Source organism: Massilia sp. 05N420, from assembly GCF_056397205.1.
Genome location: NZ_JBFTMX010000038.1, coordinates 1 through 20,052 on the forward strand (window position 1 = coordinate 1; position 20,052 = coordinate 20,052).

At 67.4% G+C, this 20,052-nt stretch carries 17 protein-coding genes; 8 read left to right on the forward strand and 9 right to left on the reverse strand.

From position 1 onward, the window contains the following. Window positions 1-413 (forward strand): hypothetical protein (locus AC1DIX_RS20950; RefSeq protein WP_477327085.1); only part of this gene is annotated, 413 nt, incomplete at its 5' end. Between the two features lie 64 nt (window positions 414-477). On the opposite strand, the gene ppa is transcribed toward AC1DIX_RS20950, so the two are convergent. From ppa to hemC, 5 genes are all read right to left on the reverse strand, one after another. Further along, window positions 478-1,014, reverse strand: coding sequence for an inorganic diphosphatase (gene ppa / locus AC1DIX_RS20955; RefSeq protein ID WP_442123090.1), 537 nt, complete (start codon window positions 1,012-1,014; stop codon window positions 478-480). A 96-nt stretch (window positions 1,015-1,110) separates the two neighbouring features. Next, window positions 1,111-2,307, reverse strand: coding sequence for a heme biosynthesis HemY N-terminal domain-containing protein (locus AC1DIX_RS20960; RefSeq protein WP_477327087.1), 1,197 nt, complete (start codon window positions 2,305-2,307; stop codon window positions 1,111-1,113). A 10-nt stretch (window positions 2,308-2,317) separates the two neighbouring features. Beyond that, window positions 2,318-3,490 (reverse strand): uroporphyrinogen-III C-methyltransferase, encoded by a 1,173-nt coding sequence (locus AC1DIX_RS20965; protein WP_477327089.1) that lies wholly within the window; start codon window positions 3,488-3,490, stop codon window positions 2,318-2,320. Next, window positions 3,487-4,257, reverse strand: coding sequence for a uroporphyrinogen-III synthase (locus tag AC1DIX_RS20970; RefSeq protein WP_477327150.1), 771 nt, complete (start codon window positions 4,255-4,257; stop codon window positions 3,487-3,489). The genes AC1DIX_RS20965 and AC1DIX_RS20970 overlap by 4 nt, the downstream gene beginning before the upstream one ends. Next, window positions 4,257-5,237, reverse strand: a complete 981-nt coding sequence (hemC, locus tag AC1DIX_RS20975) for a hydroxymethylbilane synthase (RefSeq protein WP_477327091.1) — start codon at window positions 5,235-5,237, stop codon at window positions 4,257-4,259. The genes AC1DIX_RS20970 and hemC overlap by 1 nt, the downstream gene beginning before the upstream one ends. Window positions 5,238-5,407: 170 nt before the next feature. Here hemC and ppc point away from each other — a divergent pair, with 170 nt between their 5' ends. After that, entirely contained in the window at window positions 5,408-8,227 is a 2,820-nt protein-coding gene (ppc, locus tag AC1DIX_RS20980) for a phosphoenolpyruvate carboxylase (RefSeq protein ID WP_477327093.1), read from the forward strand. A 51-nt stretch (window positions 8,228-8,278) separates the two neighbouring features. Here ppc and AC1DIX_RS20985 read toward each other — a convergent pair whose 3' ends face one another. From AC1DIX_RS20985 to rpoD, 3 genes are all read right to left on the reverse strand, one after another. After that, window positions 8,279-9,016 (reverse strand): hypothetical protein, encoded by a 738-nt coding sequence (locus AC1DIX_RS20985; RefSeq protein ID WP_442123095.1) that lies wholly within the window; start codon window positions 9,014-9,016, stop codon window positions 8,279-8,281. 218 nt (window positions 9,017-9,234) lie between these two features. Continuing rightward, window positions 9,235-10,050 (reverse strand): transporter, encoded by an 816-nt coding sequence (locus AC1DIX_RS20990; RefSeq protein WP_477327095.1) that lies wholly within the window; start codon window positions 10,048-10,050, stop codon window positions 9,235-9,237. Between the two features lie 92 nt (window positions 10,051-10,142). Then, entirely contained in the window at window positions 10,143-12,875 is a 2,733-nt protein-coding gene (gene rpoD / locus AC1DIX_RS20995; RefSeq protein ID WP_477327097.1) for an RNA polymerase sigma factor RpoD, read from the reverse strand. Window positions 12,876-13,475: 600 nt separating this feature from the next. On the opposite strand from rpoD, the gene AC1DIX_RS21000 reads away from it, so the two are divergent. The 3 genes from AC1DIX_RS21000 to AC1DIX_RS21010 are packed head-to-tail and all read left to right on the forward strand — an operon-like array spanning window position 13,476 to window position 15,160. Beyond that, complete coding sequence (locus AC1DIX_RS21000; RefSeq protein ID WP_442123098.1) at window positions 13,476-14,012, forward strand: ProQ/FINO family protein; 537 nt, start codon at window positions 13,476-13,478, stop codon at window positions 14,010-14,012. An 18-nt stretch (window positions 14,013-14,030) separates the two neighbouring features. After that, window positions 14,031-14,729 carry a 3'-5' exonuclease gene (locus AC1DIX_RS21005; protein WP_477327099.1) on the forward strand — a complete coding sequence of 233 codons (699 nt, stop codon included), beginning with the start codon at window positions 14,031-14,033 and terminating at the stop codon, window positions 14,727-14,729. A gap of 53 nt (window positions 14,730-14,782) precedes the next feature. Beyond that, a complete protein-coding gene (locus tag AC1DIX_RS21010) occupies window positions 14,783-15,160 on the forward strand; it encodes a c-type cytochrome (RefSeq protein ID WP_442123100.1) in 378 nt (125 codons plus the stop codon). Window positions 15,161-15,174: 14 nt separating this feature from the next. On the opposite strand, the gene AC1DIX_RS21015 is transcribed toward AC1DIX_RS21010, so the two are convergent. After that, the gene (locus AC1DIX_RS21015) at window positions 15,175-16,815 is read right to left on the reverse strand and encodes a hypothetical protein (protein WP_477327101.1); all 1,641 of its coding nucleotides are present in this window, start codon (window positions 16,813-16,815) and stop codon (window positions 15,175-15,177) included. 180 nt (window positions 16,816-16,995) lie between these two features. Here AC1DIX_RS21015 and AC1DIX_RS21020 point away from each other — a divergent pair, with 180 nt between their 5' ends. The 3 genes from AC1DIX_RS21020 (at window position 16,996) to AC1DIX_RS21030 (ending at window position 20,023) form a co-directional block, all read left to right on the forward strand. Next, a complete protein-coding gene (locus AC1DIX_RS21020) occupies window positions 16,996-17,739 on the forward strand; it encodes a c-type cytochrome (RefSeq protein ID WP_477327103.1) in 744 nt (247 codons plus the stop codon). Further along, entirely contained in the window at window positions 17,736-18,992 is a 1,257-nt protein-coding gene (locus tag AC1DIX_RS21025; protein WP_442123103.1) for a c-type cytochrome, read from the forward strand. The genes AC1DIX_RS21020 and AC1DIX_RS21025 overlap by 4 nt, the downstream gene beginning before the upstream one ends. 185 nt (window positions 18,993-19,177) lie before the next feature. Then, a complete protein-coding gene (locus AC1DIX_RS21030; protein ID WP_477327106.1) occupies window positions 19,178-20,023 on the forward strand; it encodes a PEP-CTERM sorting domain-containing protein in 846 nt (281 codons plus the stop codon). Window positions 20,024-20,052: the final 29 nt, after the last annotated feature.

Genomic DNA, 20,052 nt, shown 5'->3' on the forward strand with positions numbered 1-20,052 from the left:
CGGCAATGTGGCGATATCTGAAAGTCTTTCTGGTCGCTGTCGTCGTGATCGCGGTAGCGAAAACCTTCATCCACGACAGGCAGGGCAAGCGGGCCGACGAGGAAATTCCTCAGCTCGTGGCCAAGCAGCAGGCCATGCTGCCGGTGAAGATCAGTGACCAGATCGAGCTGACCGACGTTTCCTACGAAAACAGGACGCTGCACTACGACGCCAAGTCCAGCACCTGGTTCGAACGCTCGCCGGAAGAAGCGCAGTTGGTCGAGAAAGGCCTCAAGACGAAGTATTGCAAGGACATGACGGCCTTCGTGAACGCCGGCGTCTCGGTCGAATTCGAGATCCGGATCCCGCCGAAGACGCTCAACGACCACACCAGCACCACCCGGGTCGCGCTGCATCCGGACGACTGCCGCTGAATAAAGCAGCGACCATGAAAAAAGCCGGGCAAGCCCGGCTCTGTTTTTTCAGCAAAGACTTCGATTACTTCGCCTGTGCGTCGTAGGTCTTCACGCCGTTGAGGATCTCGGCCTTGGCGCCTTCCGGGCCTTCCCAGCCTTCGACCTTGACCCACTTGCCCTTCTCCAGGTCCTTGTAGTGCTCGAAGAAGTGCTGGATCTGGCGCAGGGTCAGTTCCGGCACGTCTTCATGGGTCTTGATGTTGGCGTACAGCGGCGCCAGCTTCTCGACCGGCACGGCCAGGACCTTCGAGTCGCCGCCGGCTTCGTCGGTCATCTTCAGCACGCCCAGCGCGCGGCAACGCACCACCACGCCCGGGATCAGCGGGAACGGGGTGATCACCAGCACGTCGCAGGGGTCGCCGTCGTCGGCGATGGTGTTCGGAACGTAGCCGTAGTTGCACGGATAGTGCATCGCGGTGCCCATGAAGCGGTCGACGAAGATCGCGCCGGATTCCTTGTCCACTTCGTATTTGACCGGGTCGCCGTTCATCGGGATTTCGATGACGACATTGAAATCGTTCGGCACGTCGCGGCCGGCGTTGACGTTGTTCAGGCTCATGGTGGTCCTTGCTTGGTTGCTGTAGGAATAATAAAGGGGGCCATTATAGCGAATCGGCCTGGGCTTGTGCGCCGCACAAGCCCGAGCGGACGCCGCTTACAGCACCGTCGCCAGCGCGCACTGGCGGAAATGGCGGCTCGCCTCGTCCTGCTGGCCGAGGGCTTCGTGCAATTGAGCAAGCTTCAGATGGGCTTCGCGCACGTGCTCCGGATTGGTCGCATCGACCAGCGCGTCCTCCAGGTAGCGCTGGGCCTTGCCCCACAGCTTCTGGCGCAGGCACAGCGCGCCCAGGGTCAGGGCCAGCTCGGGGTCGCCCGGGTGCTCGCGCAGCCAGCCCTCGCACTTCTCGATCTGGGCCAGCAGCGTGGCCGAGCCTTCCGGGCCGGCGGCTTCGCGGTAGGCGCGCACCACGCGCTCGTCCCACTCGGACGCCAAGGCGTTCTCGACGATCAGGCGGGATTCGTCGTGCAGGCCGCGCGCATTGAAGGCGCTAGCGGCGCGCGCCGCGATATACGGCTTGCAGCGGTCCACGTTCGGCACCGTCGACCACATGCGGCGCAGCGATTCGGCATCGTGGCCGCCTTCCGACAGCAGGGCCTCGTAGGCCATCTCGCGCAGGCGGCTCGACAGCGCCGGATGCAGGGCGTTGCGCTTGTCCAAGGTGCGCACCAGGCGCAGCACCTCGGGCCAGTTGCGCGCCTGCTGATTGGCCTTCATCGCCCACTGCAGGGCGTGGATGTGGCGCTGGCCGCTGGCGTTCAGCTCGGCCACGGCTTCCAGCGCGCCTTCCGGCTTGTGCTCGTCGACCAGCAGTTCGGTCACCGTCATCAGGCGCGCGGTCTTGAGCGACTGGTCGTGCACGATCCCGGCCAGCCAGGCGTCGCGGCGCGCCGGTTCGCGCATGCGGTGGGCGGCGCGGGCGCCGATCAGGGCAGCCAGGCCGGCGTTCTCGGGCAGTTCGGCGGCGCGCTTGGCGGCCTTTTCGGCGTGGCCGAAGCGGCCCTCGAACAGGGCTTTCAGGGCTTCGCGCAGGCCGCGATTGGCTTCGCGCTCGCGCTTGCGCTGGCGGTACTCGGCCACGCGCTCGGGCATGCCGAGGGTGGCGCGCACCGCGCGCAACAGCACGTAGAGCACCAGGAACAGCAGCGCCGCCAGCACCACGAACAGGTTCAGCGACAGATCGATCCGGTGCGGCGGGTAGAAGAACACCACGTTGCCGGGGTTGAAGCGGGCGGTCACGGCGATGCCGATCGCCGTCGCCATCAGGGCGACCAACCAGAGGAGCAAGCGCATCGTCAGCTCCTCATGGTTTCGATTTGTAGTTGCGCACCGCGTTCAGGCTCTCCGACAGGTCCGGCACCTCGATGGTGACGTTGTTGGCCTGGACCTGGCGCAGCAGTGCCTGCACCGACTGGGTCGAGCGCGCCTTGGTGTCGAAATACCGCGCCAGCGTCTCCTGGGCGCTGCCGATGTCGTCGCGGAAGGTGCCTTCGTTGCGCGACAGCAGGGCCAGGCGCGCGTTCAGCAGGCGCAGCTTGAGGTTCTCGCGCACGAAATAGGCCTCGCCCGGCGACAGCATCAGCGCCTCCGGATGGTCGACGGTGCGCACGCGGATCAGCTGGCGCATGTCGTCCCACATCTCCTGGCTCCAGTTGCGCCAGGTGCCGATCATGCGCCGGCCCAGCGACATCTCTTCCGCCGGGACCGCGTTCGCACCGGCCACCGCGCCGGTCGCCGGCTTTGCCGCCTTTGCCGGCGGATTCACGCGGGTCTGCGCGATCGGCTCGGCCGGCTTCTCGTCGGCCAGCAGCGGCAGGTTGTCGATCTGCGAGATCGCGTTGTCGAGGCGCAGGGCGATGCCGGCCTGGTCGACCTGGGGCAGCGCCTTCAGCTTGTCGATGTCGCGCGCGATCGCGCGGCGGATCGTGATGAACTGCGGCTTGTCGGAGCGCGACAGCGAGCGGTCGGCGTTGGCAAGCGCGATCAGGGCGCCCTGCACGTTGCCGGCCAGCTGCAGCTGCTGGCTGGCGGTCGACAGCACCTGCTCGATCTCGGACAGCGCCCATTCGTCGCGGTTCTTCGAGATGTCCTGGTACATCTGCTCGAGCGCGGCCTGCTGGCTGGCCGACTCGGTCTGGCGGCTTTCCAGCACGCCGACCTTGACCTGCAGCTCCTTGGCCGTCTCCTGGGTGTCTGCCACCCGCTGGGACGTCTCGGCGTTGGCGGCGTTATCCTTCTGCAGGGTCTTGGCGACGTCTTCGCGCAGCTTGTTGAAGCGGCTGTGGGTCGACCAGGTCTGCAGTCCCAGCAGCAGGGCCAGCACGATGATGGCGACGTTCTGCGGCTTGTTCAGCAGCCCGCCCACGCGGGGGCCTTCCGGCACGCGCGGTTCGGCGGGCGAAGGCGAGATATAGGTCTCCGGGACCACCTGGCCGCCCGTGCTCGGTTGTTCGGAATGTTTGGGCAATTCGTTCATGCTTGTGATTGTAACGCGGCAAGGAGGCGTTCGTCGCCGGAACCGGTGAGGACCAACTGTTCGAACCCGAGCGCGAGCGCCGTCTCGTGGATGCGCGCATGCGGCACGATCAGGCGCTGGCGACGCAGCCGCTGTGGGGATTCGCCCATGCGCTCGACCAGGGATACCAGTCCGCGCAGGGCTTCCGAACTCGTGATTATCCAGTCGTTCGGCGCGGCCAGCAAGCCGGACAGCTGTTCGGCCAGCGCCTGGGTCAGCTCGGGCACCGCGCGACGGTAAGCCGTTACCGTCTCGACCGTGGCGCCGGCGCCGCGCAGCGCGTCCGGCATCAGCTCGCGCCCGCCGTCGCCGCGTACCACCAGCACGCGGCGGCCGGCCAGCGCCCGCAGGTCGAGCGCCTGCAGCAAGTGTTCGGAATCGCTGTGGGCCGGGTCTGCCGGGCAATGGACGCGCACGCCGGCATCCGGCACGCCGTACCTGGCCAGCGCCGCGCGGCTGCCTTCGCCGACCACGCCGATGTCGACGCCCTCGGGCCAGCGCGCGAGGTGGGCAAAGGCGGCGTCGATCGCGTTCGGCGAGACGAACACCACCAGCGCATAGGCGTCCAGGCCGGCCAGCACCCCGCGCAGCCCGCCCTGCTCCGTTTCAGAAAGCGGCGAGATCTCCAGCAGCGGCAGCAGCACCGGCCTGCGGCCGAGGGCGGCCACGGCGCGCGCCAGCGGCTCGGCCTGCTGGCGGGGACGGGTGATGACGACCGCGCCGGTCATCAGGGTGCGGCCGACTCGGCCTTGCACTCGGCCAGGATGGCGTCGGCGTCCTGTTCGCGCAGGCGGTCCGATACCTGCTGGCCCAGCTGTTCAGGTCCATCCACCGGACCGTGGCTTTCGGCGAAGGCGCTGCGGCGTCCGTCCGGGGTCGCGACCATGGCGCGCAGGTGCAGCGTGCCGCCGTCGACGGTAGCGTGGGCGGCCAGCGGGATCTGGCAGCTGGCGCCGAACACGCGCGAGACCTTGCGTTCGGCGGCCACGGCGCGCGACGTATCGTCGTGGTTCAGCGGTGCCAGCAGTGCGCGCAGGTCGACGCCGTCGCTGCGTTCGGCGGAAGCGATCTCGATCGCCATCGCACCCTGGCCGGCAGCCGGCAGGCTTTCTTCCAGCGGCAGACAGGCGCGGATGCGGCTTTCCAGGCCCAGGCGCTTGAGCCCGGCGGCGGCCAGGATGATGGCGGCGTAGTCGCCGCGGTCGAGCTTGCCGAGGCGGGTGTCGAGGTTGCCGCGCAGCGGCTTGATCACCAGCTGCGGATAGCGCGCCGCGATCAGGGCCTGGCGGCGCAGGCTGCTGGTGCCGACCACGCTGCCGGCCGGCAGTCCGGCCAGGCTGGCGTAGTCGTTCGAGACGAAGGCGTCGCGCGGATCCTCGCGTTCGAGCACGGCGGCCAGTTCGAAGCCTTCCGGCAATTCCATCGGCACGTCCTTGAGCGAGTGCACCGCCAGGTCGGCCCGGCCCTCCTGCATCGCCACCTCGAGTTCCTTCACGAACAGGCCCTTGCCGCCGACCTTGGACAGGGTGCGGTCGAGGATCTGGTCGCCGCGGGTGGTCATGCCGAGAATATCGATTTGGCAATGCGGATATAATGCCGCGAGGCGGTCGCGCACGTGCGTGGCCTGCCACATGGCCAGCCGGCTCTCGCGGGATGCGATAATGAGGCGGGTTGGAACGCGCTGCGTCGTGTCGTTATTAGCGTTCAAAACAATTTCTTTCACTGTCGTTGTGCCAGGATCGGCCGACGCCGGTTGGCGGCATGCCTGCAACCACAAATTCTAGCATGCGGCCCCTTGCAGAACCGTGGCAACCGCCATGGCATCGTTGTACATCCGTGCCCCCAATGGGACCCCGATCATTCAACCTGTGCTCGATAATGAACAAAGCTGCAAACCTTGATCCCCAAGCCGATCCGCAAACCGCCGCCCCTGTCCAGGCCGGCGACAAGGACGCGCCGCTGAAAGAAGACATCCGCCTGCTCGGCCGCCTGCTGGGCGACGTGCTGCGCAACCAGGAGGGCGAAGCGGTGTTCGACGTCGTCGAGACGATTCGCCAGACCGCCGTGCGCTTCCGCCGCGAAGACGATCCGCAGGCCGGCGAAGAACTCACCACCCTGCTGAAGAAGCTCACGCGCGAAGAGACCAATTCGGTGGTGCGCGCGTTCTCGTATTTCTCGCACCTGGCCAACATCGCCGAAGACCAGCACCACGTGCGCCGCCGCCGCGCCCACCAGCTGGCCGGATCGAAGGCCCAGCCGGCCAGCGTGGCCTATGCGCTGGCGCGCCTGCAGGATGCCGGCGTCGGACGCGAGCAGGTGAAGGCTTTTCTCCGCGAAGCCCTGATTTCGCCGGTGCTGACCGCCCACCCGACCGAGGTGCAGCGCAAGTCCATCCTCGACGCCGAGCACGACATCGCCCGCCTGCTGGCCGAACGCGACCTGCCGCTGACGCCGAAGGAGCGCGGCCACAACCTGATGCTGCTGCAGGCGCGCGTGGCGACGCTGTGGCAGACCCGCATGCTGCGCTACGAAAAGCTGACCGTGGCCGACGAGATCGAGAACGCGCTGTCCTACTACCGCACGACCTTCCTGCGCGAACTGCCGGCCATGTACGACGACATCGAGGACGAGCTGCAGGCGGAGCTGGGCGATGCCACCTATCTGCAGATGGGCAGCTGGATCGGCGGCGACCGGGACGGCAACCCGAACGTCAACGCCGGCACCATGCAGCGCGCCCTGGTGCGCCACGCCACCACCATCTTCGACTTCTACCTCGACGAAGTGCACGCGCTGGGCGCGGAGCTGTCGACCTCGACCCTGCTGGTGCCGGCCGACGCCGCTCTCGAAGCCCTGGCGGCGGCCTCGCCGGACACCTCGCCGCACCGCGCCGACGAACCCTACCGGCGCGCCCTGATCGGCATCTATGCGCGCCTGGCCTCGACCGCCCGGCTGCTGGGCGCCACCAATCCGCTGCGCAAGGAAGTCGGCCACGCCGACGCCTACGGCGGCCCGGCCGAGCTGCAGGCCGAGCTGCAGGTGCTGGCCGATTCCCTGGCCAACAACCACGGCGCCATCCTGGTCAAGYCGCGCCTGGCCGGCCTGCTGCGCGCGGTCGCGATCTTCGGCTTCCACCTGGCCTCGCTGGACATGCGCCAGAGTTCGGACATCCACGAGCGCGTGCTGGCCGAGCTGTTCAAGGGCGCCGGCGTCGAAGCGAATTACGCCGGCCTCGACGAAGCCGCCAAGGTGAAGCTGCTGCTGGCCGAGATCGCCCACCCGCGCCTGCTGACCACGCCCTACGCCGCCTACTCCGACGAGACCCAGTCCGAGCTGGGCGTGCTGCGCGCGGCGCGCGAGATCCGCCAGCGCTACGGGGCGCGCGCGATCCGCAACTACATCATCTCGCATACCGAGACCGTGTCCGACCTGCTGGAAGTGCTGCTGCTGCAGAAGGAGACCGGCCTGCTGCGCCCCGGCGACAAGGAATGCGACGTGATGGTGATCCCGCTGTTCGAAACCATCCCCGACCTGCAGCGCGCCAGCGAGATCATGGGCGAGTGGATGGCGATCCCTGGCGTGAAGGAGCTGATCGAGCACCAGGGCCGGCTGCAGGAAGTCATGCTGGGCTATTCGGATTCGAACAAGGACGGCGGCTTCCTGACCTCGAACTGGGAGCTCTACCAGGCCGAGCTGAAGCTGGTGAAGGTGTTCGAGCAGGCCGGCGTCAAGCTGCGCCTGTTCCACGGCCGCGGCGGCACCGTCGGCCGCGGCGGCGGCCCGAGCTACGATGCGATCCTGGCCCAGCCGCCGGGCACCGTGAACGGCCAGATCCGTCTGACCGAACAGGGCGAGATCATCTCCTCGAAATTCTCGAACCCGGAAATCGGCCGCCGAAACCTCGAGCTGCTGGTGGCCGCCACGCTGGAAGCCGGCCTGATGCCGCACGGCGTCGACCCGGTGCAGGTGGCGCGCCTGGCCGAATACGAAAAGGTGATGGCCGAGCTGTCGGAACGGGCGTATCGCGCCTACCGCAACCTGGTGTACGAGACCCCGGGCTTTACGGACTACTTCTTCGCCGCCACGCCGATCGCCGAGATCGCGGAACTGAATCTCGGTTCGCGCCCGGCCTCGCGCAAGTCGACCCGCCGCATCGAAGACCTGCGCGCGATCCCCTGGGGCTTCTCCTGGGGCCAGTGCCGCCTGCTGCTGCCGGGCTGGTACGGCTTCGGCGCCGCCGTCTCGGGCTGGCTTGGCGAAGATGAAGGCAAGCGCGAGGAGCGCCTGGCGCTGCTGCAGGAGATGTTCAGGCAGTGGCCCTTCTTCGCGACGCTCCTGTCGAACATGGACATGGTGCTGGCCAAGACCGACCTGCCGATCGCCGGACGCTACGCCGAGCTGGTGCCGGACGTGGAGCTGCGCGAGCGCATCTTCAAGCGCATCGCGGCGGAGTACGGCGCGACCCTGCGCTGCCTGGAACAGGTGACCGGCGCTGCCTACCGCCTGGCCTCGAACCCGCTGCTGGCAAGGTCGATCCAGAACCGCTTCGCCTACCTGGATCCGCTGAACCACTTGCAGGTCGAGCTGATCCAGCGGCACCGGGCGCTGTCGCAGGATCCCGAGCAGATCGATGTGCGGGTGCATCGGGGGATTCATTTGTCGATTAACGGTGTTGCGGCTGGCTTGCGCAACACCGGCTGATCCGACATTGCCGTCGTCCCCGCGAAAGCGGGAGCGACGGTTCCCTCCCGCTCAGTTTGCCTTGCGGCCGGCCTGGTCCGGATAGAGGGCGTCGACCGTCTTGATGATCTGCCTGCTCTGGTCGATATAGGCCTGGTAGCGCTCGTAGAGCTGGGGACTGGTCTGCATCTGCCCCACCAGGCGCTTGGCCTTCGGCGCGGTCAGGAAGCGGTAATGCGCCAGGTCGTCATCGGCCTCCAGCTTGTCGTCGCGATAGTCGCGCAGCTTGCGCTGGCGGGTCAGCCATCCTCCCTCCGAGGTCTGGATCTGCGGGAGCAAGGACTGGTAGAGGTTGAGGATGGCGGCCAGCAGCTTCTGGTCCTCGATGTTCGTCAGCTTGCCGCTCATCAGGAAGCCGTCGTAGCGGCTCCTGGTCGGGATGAAGAACCAGTTGCTGTCGAAGCCGGCGTAGGCGGTCCGGAATTTCGCCCAGTCCGGCTGCTTGTCCGGATCGAGGCTGGCCAGGTAGGCATAGTTCGCATCGAAGCCGCGGTAGCCTTCCTTGATGCCGGCAAGCGAGGCGGCATCCTCGGCCAGGTCGCTCTTCAGCCCGATCAGGAAGGTCCTCACCTCCTGCTGCTGGTGATGGTGCTCGCTCAGGCCATGCAGCCAGATGCTCATGGTGACGGCAAACACGATGATCGCGATCTCGATGACGATTTCGCGGATCCGGTGCGAGACCTTGTGTTCCTTTTTCGTCATCAGGTGAATGACGTTCTTGCCGTGCTTGGCGACTTCCAGCTCTGCCATGGCTTGCCTGTGCAAATGTTAAGTTAAAAATATCCTAACATGCCAGATTGCAAGACTGCAATTTGCTCACAACACAGCTGAGGGAAAGCCGGCGGACAGTGTCCGCAAGCGGACACCTGGCCCTGGAATCGCGTCCATCCACGCCTGCCGAAGGAATTCGGACTGTCCTGTTACGCCCTGCTGCATGGCGCCATGTACCTGGCGATCGAGCCGCCGCACTAGCGGCGCAGCGACAGCCCGAAAGCCAGGCTCAGGTCCGGACTRCGGCGGTCGAGCCCATGGACCAGCGAGACGTCGAGCTGGCAATCCTTGTTCACCAGGTAGACCAGGCCGGCGTCGACGCTGGCCTGGGTGCCTCCATGCTTGGCGCTGGCGATCTGGGTCGCCGCCGCTTCGACGAAGCCACGCAGGCGCTCGCTGAATTCCCGGCCCAGGTTGGCGGCCAGGAGGCCGTAGCCGTAGCGCCGGCCCTGATCGTCGCTGTCGGTGGCCAGGCCCGGCATCAGGCTGAAGGTGGTGCCCTGCGCGAGGTCCCAGTCGGCCGCCAGGCGCAGCGAGGGCCGCAGGCCATGGCCGCGCAGCTCGCGGCTGCCGCTCGGCAGGTCGGCGTGCAGCAGCAGGCCCAGCGAGGGCCGGCCGGCCTGGCCTTCACCTTGTGCATCGGCCAGGTGCCACTTGATGCCGAGCGCGGTGTCGGCATAGCCGGCCACGCTCGTGTGCACGCCGCTGGACGGCTCGCTGGCGTGGACCACGGTGCGGCCATCGGTCTCGATGCGCAGCTCGCTGCTCTCGCCCAGGCCGATGCGCAGCAGGGTCGGCGTGCTCAAGGTGCGGGTATGGAGTGCGTCGTCGCGCTGGCGGTCCCACTGCAGGCTGGTCTCGAGCTGGACGCGGCCCTTGCCGACGGTCTGGCTGGATTCGGTAAAGCCGGGACGGTCGGTGGAGATCGCATCGCCGTCATCGGCGCGCGCGCCGGCGGCGGCCAGGCCGCAAAGGATGGCCGCCGCCAGTGAAAGAAGTCGTCGTTTCGTCATGTGACCTATTCTAGCGCGCCTGTGCTGGCGCCCCTGTTCCTGGCAAAAAAACGCCCCGGCGGACCGGGGCGTTTTAGAAGAAAGCGCGAGGCTTACTGATTCTGCAGGAAAGTCTTCAGCTTGTCCGAACGCGAAGGCTGGCGCAGCTTGCTCATCGCCTTGGCTTCGATCTGGCGGATACGCTCGCGGGTCACGTCGAACTGCTTGCCCACTTCTTCCAGCGTGTGGTCGTTCGACATCTCGACGCCGTAGCGCATGCGCAGGACCTTGGCTTCGCGCGGGGTCAGCGAGTCCAGCACTTCCTTGATCACGCCGCGCATCGAAGCGTGCATCGCGGCTTCCAGCGGCGCCAGGGTCGCGTTGTCCTCGATGAAGTCGCCCAACTGGGAATCGCCGTCCTCGCCCATCGGGGTTTCCATCGAAATCGGCTCCTTCGCGATCTTCATGATCTCGCGGACCTTCGATTCCGGCATCTCCATCTTGGCCGCCAGGGTCGCCATGTCCGGCTCGCTGCCGGTTTCCTGCATGATCTGGCGCGAGATGCGATTCATCTTGTTGATCGTTTCGATCATGTGCACCGGCACGCGGATGGTGCGGGCCATGTCGGCGATCGAACGGGTGATCGCCTGGCGGATCCACCAGGTCGCGTAGGTCGAGAATTTATAGCCGCGGCGGTATTCGAACTTGTCGACCGCCTTCAGCAGACCGATATTGCCTTCCTGGATCAGGTCGAGGAATTGCAGGCCGCGGTTGATGTACTTCTTCGCGATCGAGATCACCAGGCGCAGGTTGGCCACCGTCATTTCGCGCTTCGCGGTGCGGGCGCGCTTTTCGCCGGCCGCCATCTGCTTGTTGATCTTGCGGAGATCGGCCAGCGGCAGCGCCACGCGCGCCTGCAGGTCGATCATGCGGCGCTGCAGTTCCATGATGGCCGGCGCGTTACGCGACAGCACGGCGCTGTACGGGTAGGCGCAATCGACTTCGCGCTGCACCCATTCCAGGTCCGTCTCGTTGCCCGGGAAGACCTTGATGAAGTGGGCGCGCGGCATGCCGCAGCGGTTCACGCAGATGTCCAGCACGGCGCGCTCGATCGAACGCACTTCGTCCATCTGGCCGCGCAGGGTGTCGCACAGCTTTTCGACGATCTTGGCGGTGAAGCGGATGCCCAGCAGCTCGGTCGAGATCACGTCCTGGGCCGCGACGTACTGCAGCGAGCCGTAGCCGTGGGTCTTGAAGGCGTGGCCCATCTTGTCGAACTGCTTCTCGATGATGGAGAACTTGTCCAGCGCGGTCTTCTTCAGCGCGGCCAGCTGCTCGGCCGAGTAGCCGGCGGCGGCGCTGCCGGAGGTGGCGCCTTCTTCCTCTTCCTCGTCTTCCAGCTCTTCCTCGTCGTCCTCGTCCGACGATGCGCTGGCCGGCGCGGCCGGGGCGCCTTCGTCCGGCGCCATCAGGCCGTCGACCACGTCATCGATCTTCAGCTCGTCGCTGGCGATCTTGTGCGACAGGGCGATGATTTCCGAGATCGTCACCGGGCAGGCGGAGATCGCCTGCACCATGTCCTTCAGGCCTTCCTCGATGCGCTTGGCGATCGCGATCTCGCCTTCGCGGGTCAGCAGCGACACCGCGCCCATTTCGCGCATGTACATGCGGACCGGGTCGGTGGTGCGGCCGAAGTCGGAGTCGACGGTCGACAGCGCGGTCGCGGCGGCGGCCTCGACTTCGTCTTCGCTGGTCGGGGTCACGACGGCGTCCGACAGCAGCATCATTTCGGCTTCCGGAGCGCGCTCGTAGACGGCGATGCCCATGTCGTTGAAGGTGGCGATGATGCCTTCGATCGCTTCCGGATCGATGATGTTTTCCGGCAGGTGGTCGTTGATCTCCGCATGGGTCAGGTAGCCGCGCTCCTTGCCCATGTTGATCAGGTTCTTCAGCTGGGTGCGGCGCTTTTCCAGCTCCTCGCCCGAGAAGCCCTGCTCTGCGCCCAGCATGGCCGGGATGCCCTTGGCCTTGCGTTCGCGCAGCTTGGACGCCGCCTTCATTTCGGCGCGCTCGACCGCGTTCAGCGCGGCGATCTCGTCGTTCTCCGGCACGAACTCGCTCGGCTTGCGGCCGCGGCGGCCCGGCACCTTCACCTGCGGCAGCAGATAGCCGGAGGTGTCGATCGCGGCCAGCGCGGCGGCGTCGGTGGTGGTGCTGACGCTGCCGGTCGGCGCGGCGGCGGGCGACGCCGACGGGTCGATGCGGCGGGTGCGGGTGCGGACCACGCGCGCGGCCGGCGCTTCTTCGGCGACCGGTGCCGCGGCGGCGGCGGGTGCCGCGGCCGGTGCTACGACGGCGGTGTCGGYGGCGGCTTTCAGGGCGGCCAGCTTCGAGGTGCGCTTGCGCACGATCACCGGCGGCGCGGCCGGAGCCGTCGGCATCGGGACAGGATCGGCGTCGTCGGCGGCGACCGCGGCAACTGCGGCAACCACGGGTGCCGCCTCCGGTGCGGCGTCGTCCATGGTCTCGGCGACGATCTCGGCGGCTTGCTCACCTTCGGCGACGGCTTCCGCGGCGGCGGACCGTTCGAACTGCTCCGGCTGGAGTTGCGCGGCCTGGACTTCGGCGGGGCTGCTGGCGGCGGCCGATTGCTCGGCTTGGGCCGCTTTCAGCGAGGCCAGGCGGGAACGCGTCTTGACCACCGTGACCTTGGCCGCCGGACCGCCTGCCGCCGCTTCCGTTTCGAGGAAGTAGGAGGTCGCGGTTTTCGGCACGGACAGCTGGGCCGTGCTCTTCGCCGGCGCCTTCTTCGCTGTCAGTGTCAATGTCTTGGCGGTGTTTTTCATGATTAACATTCTCCAGTCGAGGCGGGATGCGCGCCTGCGAAGTCAATAAGCCACCTGGTCCGCTTGCGGACCTCGGGCGAGGAATAACGGGATGGCCCTAACTAAGGGCAGACGGCCGGATATCAAGCACTTCGTACAGCGCTTGCCGGCGGACGCGGGACGCGGCCTGGACTGGCGGCATCGGGACGCACGGACGGAGGGCAAGAGCAGCTCGGAAAATGGTTGAAATCGCGGTTTAGCATGTCGGAACGAAAAAAAGCCCGTCAAGGAACGGGCTTGAGCTATTTTCCAAAGGGAGAAATAGAGGAGACAGGCATATTATGCACCAAGGAAATATTTAGCGATAATTGAAATATCCGATAATGGATATAACGAATCCGCATATTGGYGCTGCATTCTCCGACCCCTGGCCGGTCTGCGTCGGCGCAAGCCGTGCGCAAGCAAAGGGGCGGATCATACACGATTTCTTGCTGCCGCGCCCGCCGCACGCGAAGGAAATCACGGTCTGCCGGCGGAGTCGACGAACCCTTACACGGCTCAGCGGTACATCTGCCGCCTTGCCATGCTATCCTTCCGCTTCCTGTTCTTACCATGAAGTCAATGAATACGATTAGTAACGTCGCCGAATCCCCCGAGGCCAACGAAAACAACGCTGCCGACACCACGCCGGAGCCGGTCGCTGCCGCCACCACGCCGGCCGATGCGCCGGCCGCCGGAGCGCCGGCCGCCGGGACGCCGGCCGCGGATTCTCCGCGCGCCCTGCTCAAGCAGCTGCAGCAGCAGTTCGAAGCGTTCCGCAACTGCCTGCCGCTCGAGATCGGCATCGACAAGCAGTTGCTGGCCCGCCTGCCCAGCCTGAACCGCAAGCTGATGCGCGCCGCACTCGGCATCCACACCGGTTCGATGCGCTACCTGCGCGCCATGGAAAAGGCGACGGTGCGCTACGACCTGGACGGCAAGCCGGGCGCCGAGGTGACGGACACCCATCGCCAGCACGCCAAGGAACTGTTGCAGCAGCGCTTCAAGAAGGAAGCCGAGCGCAAGAAGGCCGAGCGCGAAGCCGCGGCCCAGCAAGAGGCGGAGCGCAAGCGCCAGGAAAAGCTGCAGCAGCTGGCGTCGAAGTTCTCGCGCAAATGAGCAGATTAAACTGATCATATGAGCGAAACCATCCCGGCCGCCGAAGACGAGCTGCCGCCCTACCAGGGCATCGCACTGGCGGACGTGCGGCTGGTGCGTTCCAGTGAGGATGCGCAGGCCGCGCTTGCCGCCCTGCTGGCCGCGGATGCGATCGGCTTCGATACCGAATCGAAGCCGACTTTCCAGAAAGGCGAAGTATCGACCGGGCCGCATCTGGTGCAGCTCGCGGACGACCGCCGCGCCTGGCTGTTCCAGACCGGCTCCGCCACCGCGCCGCACCTGGCCGAGGTACTGCGCCAAGTGCTGGAGTCGCCGGCGATCCTGAAGGTCGGCTTCGGCCTCGGCGACGACCTGCGCCGCCTGCGCGCCAAGCTCGGCATCGACACCCGCAACGTGATCGACCTCGCCACCGCCCTGCGCTCGGTCCAGCCGCGCGATCGCAACGCCTGGGGCGCGAAGACCGCGGTCGCGCGCTTCTTCGGCAAGCGGCTGCAGAAGTCGCGCCGTATCACCACCACCAACTGGGCGCTGCCGCGCCTGTCCGAACAGCAGATCCAGTACGCGGCCGACGATGCCCACGTGGCCCTGCGCATCTACCGCCACTGGCGCGAACACTTCCCGGCCGCGGCCGAGAGCGCCGCCGGCAACGCCGCCAGGCTGGCAGTGCGTGCCGCGGCGCAAGCCGAGGCACAAGCGCAAGCCCAGGCCAGCGCCTGACGCCGCCCGCCGGGCTGCCGGTCCGGTCTGGGCCGGCAGCCTATAATCGCGGCATGAAGCATTTTGTCACTCTCCTGCTCGCAACATCGCTGCTGCAAGGCTGCGCCCCCTCCGGCACCGACGCCGCCACCGGCCAGCGCATCTTCCAGCAATGCGCCTCCTGCCACCAGGTCGGCCCCAACGCTCACGGCGGCTTCGGCCCCCAGCTGAACGGCCTGTTCGGCCGCCGCGCCGGCTCCACGCCCGACTACGCCTATTCCACGGCGATGAAGAACGCCGGCATCGTCTGGAACGAACAGACCCTGGCCGCCTTCCTGCGCGACCCCGGCAAGGCGGTGCCTGGCACGAAGATGCGCTTCTGGGGCATCAGCGACGCCAACCAGATCCTCGCGCTGCAGGCCTATCTGCGCAGCTACCAGGATGCGCGCTAGCGGTCATTCGGCGGCTATTCCGCGCGCCGCAGCGCGGCCAGCAGCTTTCCGATGTCAACCTGGTAGAAGGCCGTGCGCATCCGGTAGGGTTCGGGGCAAGGCGCGCTGAGCGTGCCGCCGTCCTTCAGGCCCAGCACCAGCGCATGGCGCGCAGTGCAGGCGGCCGTCATGGCGGCACCGGTGGCGGGGTCGCCGAATACCGGCAAGCCCTCGATCGTGGTGACGTAGGCGTCGCGGGAGAAGGTCTTGCAGGACTTCATGCCGTCGAGGATGACGCCGTCCGGCGTTTCCGTGGTGCCGCTGGCGCCGCCGCAGTCGTCCTTCATCAGCTTGATGATGGCGCGCAACACCATCGCGTTCTGCTGCGCCCGGGTCGACGCCACCGGGGCGGCCAGGCCGGTCTCGCCGAACAGGCCCGCCCATTGCGCCTCCATCGCGCCATCCGCGCCCAGCAGCGCCGGAAGCCGGCGGGCCCGGCATGCCGGCGTCTCGCCGCATTCCAGTGCCTGGGCAAAGTCGGGCTGGCGGCCGGCGCCCAGTTCGCGGTAGAAGCCGTCGATGCGCGCGAATGCCGTGCCGCTGCCCTGGCGCGCCGCCAGCACATACGCCCAGGCCGGCAGGCCGCAGCGGTATTCGAGGCGGTTGCCGGCGATCTCGCGCGCCGACAGCGAACGCCAGCTGCGCCCCTCGGTATACAGCATGCAGTCGGCCAGCGCCTGGTCGAGGTCGGCCGCCGCCTTCTCCGGCGTCAGCCAGCCCTTCTGCAGCGACACCATCCAGCGCAGGAATTCGCCCCCGCCCTCGTGGATCAGGCGCGCGTCCGGGTAGACGTCGACCGCGTCGCGCAACTGGAAACGGTGGCTGAATTCATGCGAGACCAGCCGGGTCAGCTGGGCCTGCTCGTTCGGTCCCGCTTCGCGCGGCCAGTTGAACAGGGCCAGGCGCAGCACGCCGGCGGCGTCGCCGCCGATGTTCGGGCCGCCCGGCTCCTCGGCATAGGCCGCGGCCACGATCGGGCGCGTGAAGCGGGCATGCGGCAGCGCGCCGTGCAGGACTTCGACGGTGCCGTCCGCCACCGCCCTGATCTGCGCCACCGCGGCGGCCGGCAGCCGGGGATCGAAATAGGCCGGCACCGCGCCTTCCCGATCCGGGAGCGGCGCCATCAAGAGCAGGACCGCGGCGTCGGCGCCCTCGGCGGCCACCGCGGCATCCCGGTAAGCGTGTCCAGCGACGGCGATGCCGGGCGCCGCCAGCCGGTATGTCACCTTGCCGCAACTGCCATCCACCGCATAGTTCGACAGGTGGACGTACAGTCCCTGCCCGACCGGAAAGGCGGCCGGAAAGCCGATGTGGCGGGTCCCGGCCGGCACCCGGAAACGCAGCGTCGCCGGCGCCGAAGCGGACGCTTCGCCGCGCCGTTCGAGCCGGTCGGCACCGGCCACGCCTTCCTGCCCCTGCGGCAGCCAGCCTGCGCGCGTCTCGCGGCCGGCCTCGCCGCCCTTCAGGAATGCCAGGCCATGGCAAGCGGGAGGCAAGGTGTAGCTGACTTCCAGCGCATCCGCAGCCAGCAGGCGCAGCCGGACATCGACTTCGGCGGCGTGGCCGGCGCCGGCCCAGGCGGCCGCGGACAGGATCAGGGAAGACAATTTATGCATGTAGCATATTTACAGAATTGCAAGTAAGAAAATTTAGCATAAAAACATTGCCGCGGCAGAAGGAAGCGACACCGACCGCACTGCCGCCTCCAATGCTTATTCGTTTACAATATTGCTCGGAAGACAAAAACGCCGCGGCCGCGTGCCGTGCCCTAGCAGCATTCCCAACCGGAATTCATCATGCGAGGTTTCATCCGCCCCTTCCTGCTTGCCTGCGCGCTGGCGGGTCCCGCCGCGGTGCAGGCGCAAGTACAGCCACAGCAACAGCGCGTGCCAGGCACCCTGGCCCAGCGCCTGGCCGCCTGCGCCTCCTGCCACGGCAGCGCGACCACGCCGCCGGCGGCGGCCGGTTCCGGCAGCGAGCGCCAGTACTATCCGCGCATTGCCGGCAAGCCGGCCGGCTATCTGTATAACCAACTGAGCAATTTCCGGGAAGGCCGGCGCCAGTACCCGCTGATGACCTGGATGGTCCAGCACCTGTCCGACAACTACCTGCGCGAGATCGCCGACTATTTCTCGGCCCAGCACCTGCCGGCGCCGGTGCTCGACCGCGCCAGCCTGCCGGCCGCCGAACTGGAACGCGGCCGCCAGCTGGTCACGCGTGGCGATACCGCCTTGAAGGTGCCGGCCTGCATCGCCTGCCATGGCGAGCGCCTGACCGGCGCCCTGCCCGCCATCCCCGGCCTGGTCGGTCTGCCGCGCGACTACATCAACGCCCAGTTCGGCGCCTGGCGCAACGGCAGCCGCCACGCCCTCGCCCCGGACTGCATGGGCAGCATCGCCTCGCGCCTGAGCCTCGCCGACGTCTCGGCGATCTCGGCCTGGCTGGCCAGCGAAGCCTTGCCGGCCGACCCGAGCCCGGCGCCATCCCTTTCCCGTCCCCTGCCGCTGGCCTGCGGCAGCGCCCCGGAGCCGAAGCCATGAAGCGCCGCATCCTGATCGCCCTCGGCGTCCTTCTCGTCCTCGCCGTCGCCGCGGCATTGCTGGCCTGGCCGCGCGCCGAATTCATCCCCTCGCGCTCGCCGCAAGCCTGGGCGTCGGAGGCCGGCAACATCGCGCGCGGCGCCTACCTGGCGCGCGCCGGCGACTGCGCCGCCTGCCACACGGTGCGCGGCGGCGCCGCCTATGCCGGCGGACGCGCGGTCGACACGCCCTTCGGCCGGGTGATGGCGCCGAATATCACGCCCGACCGCGAGACCGGCATCGGCGCCTGGAGCGCCGACGATTTCTGGAACGCCCTGCACAACGGCATCGCGCCCGGCGGCCGCCTGCTCTATCCGGCCTTCCCCTACCCGAACTATACGAAGGTCACGCGCGACGATGCCGACGCCCTGTTCGCCTACCTGCGCAGCCTGCCGCCGCAGCGCAATGCACGCCAGCCGCACGCGCTGAGCGCACCCTACGGCAGCCAGGCGGCGCTGGCGGCCTGGCGCCTGCTCTACTTCAAGCCCGGCGTCTTCACACCCGAGCCCGCGCGCGGCGCCGACTGGAACCGCGGCGCCTACCTGGTCGACGGACTGGGTCACTGCAGCGCCTGCCACAGCCCGCGCAACGGCCTGGGCGCCAGCGGCGAAGGCCTGCACGGCGGCCTGATCCCGGTGCTGGGCTGGTATGCGCCTCCGCTGGCATCGAACGATCCGCAGCTGGCCCAGTTGCTGCGCAGCGGGGTCTCGCCGCGCGGCGCCGTGTTCGGGCCGATGGCGGAGGTGGTCGGGCAGAGCCTGCAGCACCTGTCGGACGGCGACATCGGCGCGATCTCGGTGTATTTGACATCCCTGCCGGCGGACGCCGCCGAGCGCGCGCCGGCGGAGCCGCCGCCGGAGGCGCTGATGAAGCTCGGCGGCCGGCTCTACGGCCAGCATTGCGCCGACTGCCACGGCAAGGATGGACGCGGCGCCGCCGGCGAGGATGGCGGCCCAGCCTATCCGGCCCTGGCCGGCAACCGGACGCTCCAGCTGGCGAATCCCGTCAACGCCATCCGCATCGTGCTGAACGGCGGTTTCGCGCCCTCGACCGCGGGCAATCCGCGCCCTTACGGCATGCCGCCCTACAGCCCGGTGCTGAACGATGCCGAAGTCGCGGCGGTGGTGAGCTATGCGCGCGCGAGCTGGGGCAATGCGGCACGCATGGTGACGCCGGCCGAGGTCAACGGCTATCGCGCGGTGCCGCTCGATTGACGTGGCCAGGTTTGTCGAGATTTTTTACACTCGATAATTTAAATGCTTTTAGGGCAATGTGAGTTTACTAACGTAACTAAAAAACCCCCCATGAATACAAGGACTTACGATAGCTCAACTAATTGCTGGCACGAAAGCTGCTTAATGTGGAATGGGGTAATCGTCGTCAACTTCTTATCCATACTATGAAAAAAATTCTCCTTTCCTTAGCAGCCGCCTTCGTTACCGCCGGCGCTACCGCCGCGCCRGCAACTCCTCTGCCAGCCGGCCCGATTTACCTGAAATTCACCGGTCAGGAGCAGATCGCCATCAACGGTGCCCATACCTGGTCCGATGGCAAAGAAATCAACTGGGGCGTGTTCGTCGTCTCGACCATGGAAACCGGCGACGTCAACACGCCGCACGACTCGATCGATCCGAGCGGCGACGGCGCCTTCTTCGTGAACAAACTGAGCGGCGGCCAGATCACCGGCATGTTCTACGGCATCCAGGCCGGTTCGCCATCGGCAACCAACCCGTTCCCGGCCACCGGCGGCTACCTCGACCTGTACTGGCGCGACCTGAGTGTGCCTGGCACGACCGCCACCTCGCTGGCCTCTTCCGCTGCAGGCATCCGCTGCGGCTACTCCTGCGCCAACGGCTACACCGACGGCACCCTGCTGGCCCGCCTGTATTTCGACACCGGCATGGACACCGGCAATGCCTCGAACACCATCGTCGGCAGCGTGGTCCCGAGCAGCAACGGCCAGACCGGCATCGCCGATTCGTATGCATCGGTCGACATGTCGACCAAAGGCCTGTGGAGCGAGCAGCTGAACTCGGACTATTTCGCCAACACCCTGGGCCTGCGCGACCTGCGCTTCAAGAACAGCTATAACTACAATTCCAAGTGGAATGGCGGCACCAACATCCTGGGCTTCCGCGTGGACGATCCGGGCCAGGCATACGCCCTGCCGGAACCGGGCGCGCTGTCGCTGATGGGCCTGGCCATGATCGGCATGGGCGCCGCACTGCGTCGTCGCCGCGGCTGATTTCCTGCCGGCAGGCTGGCCCCGCCAGC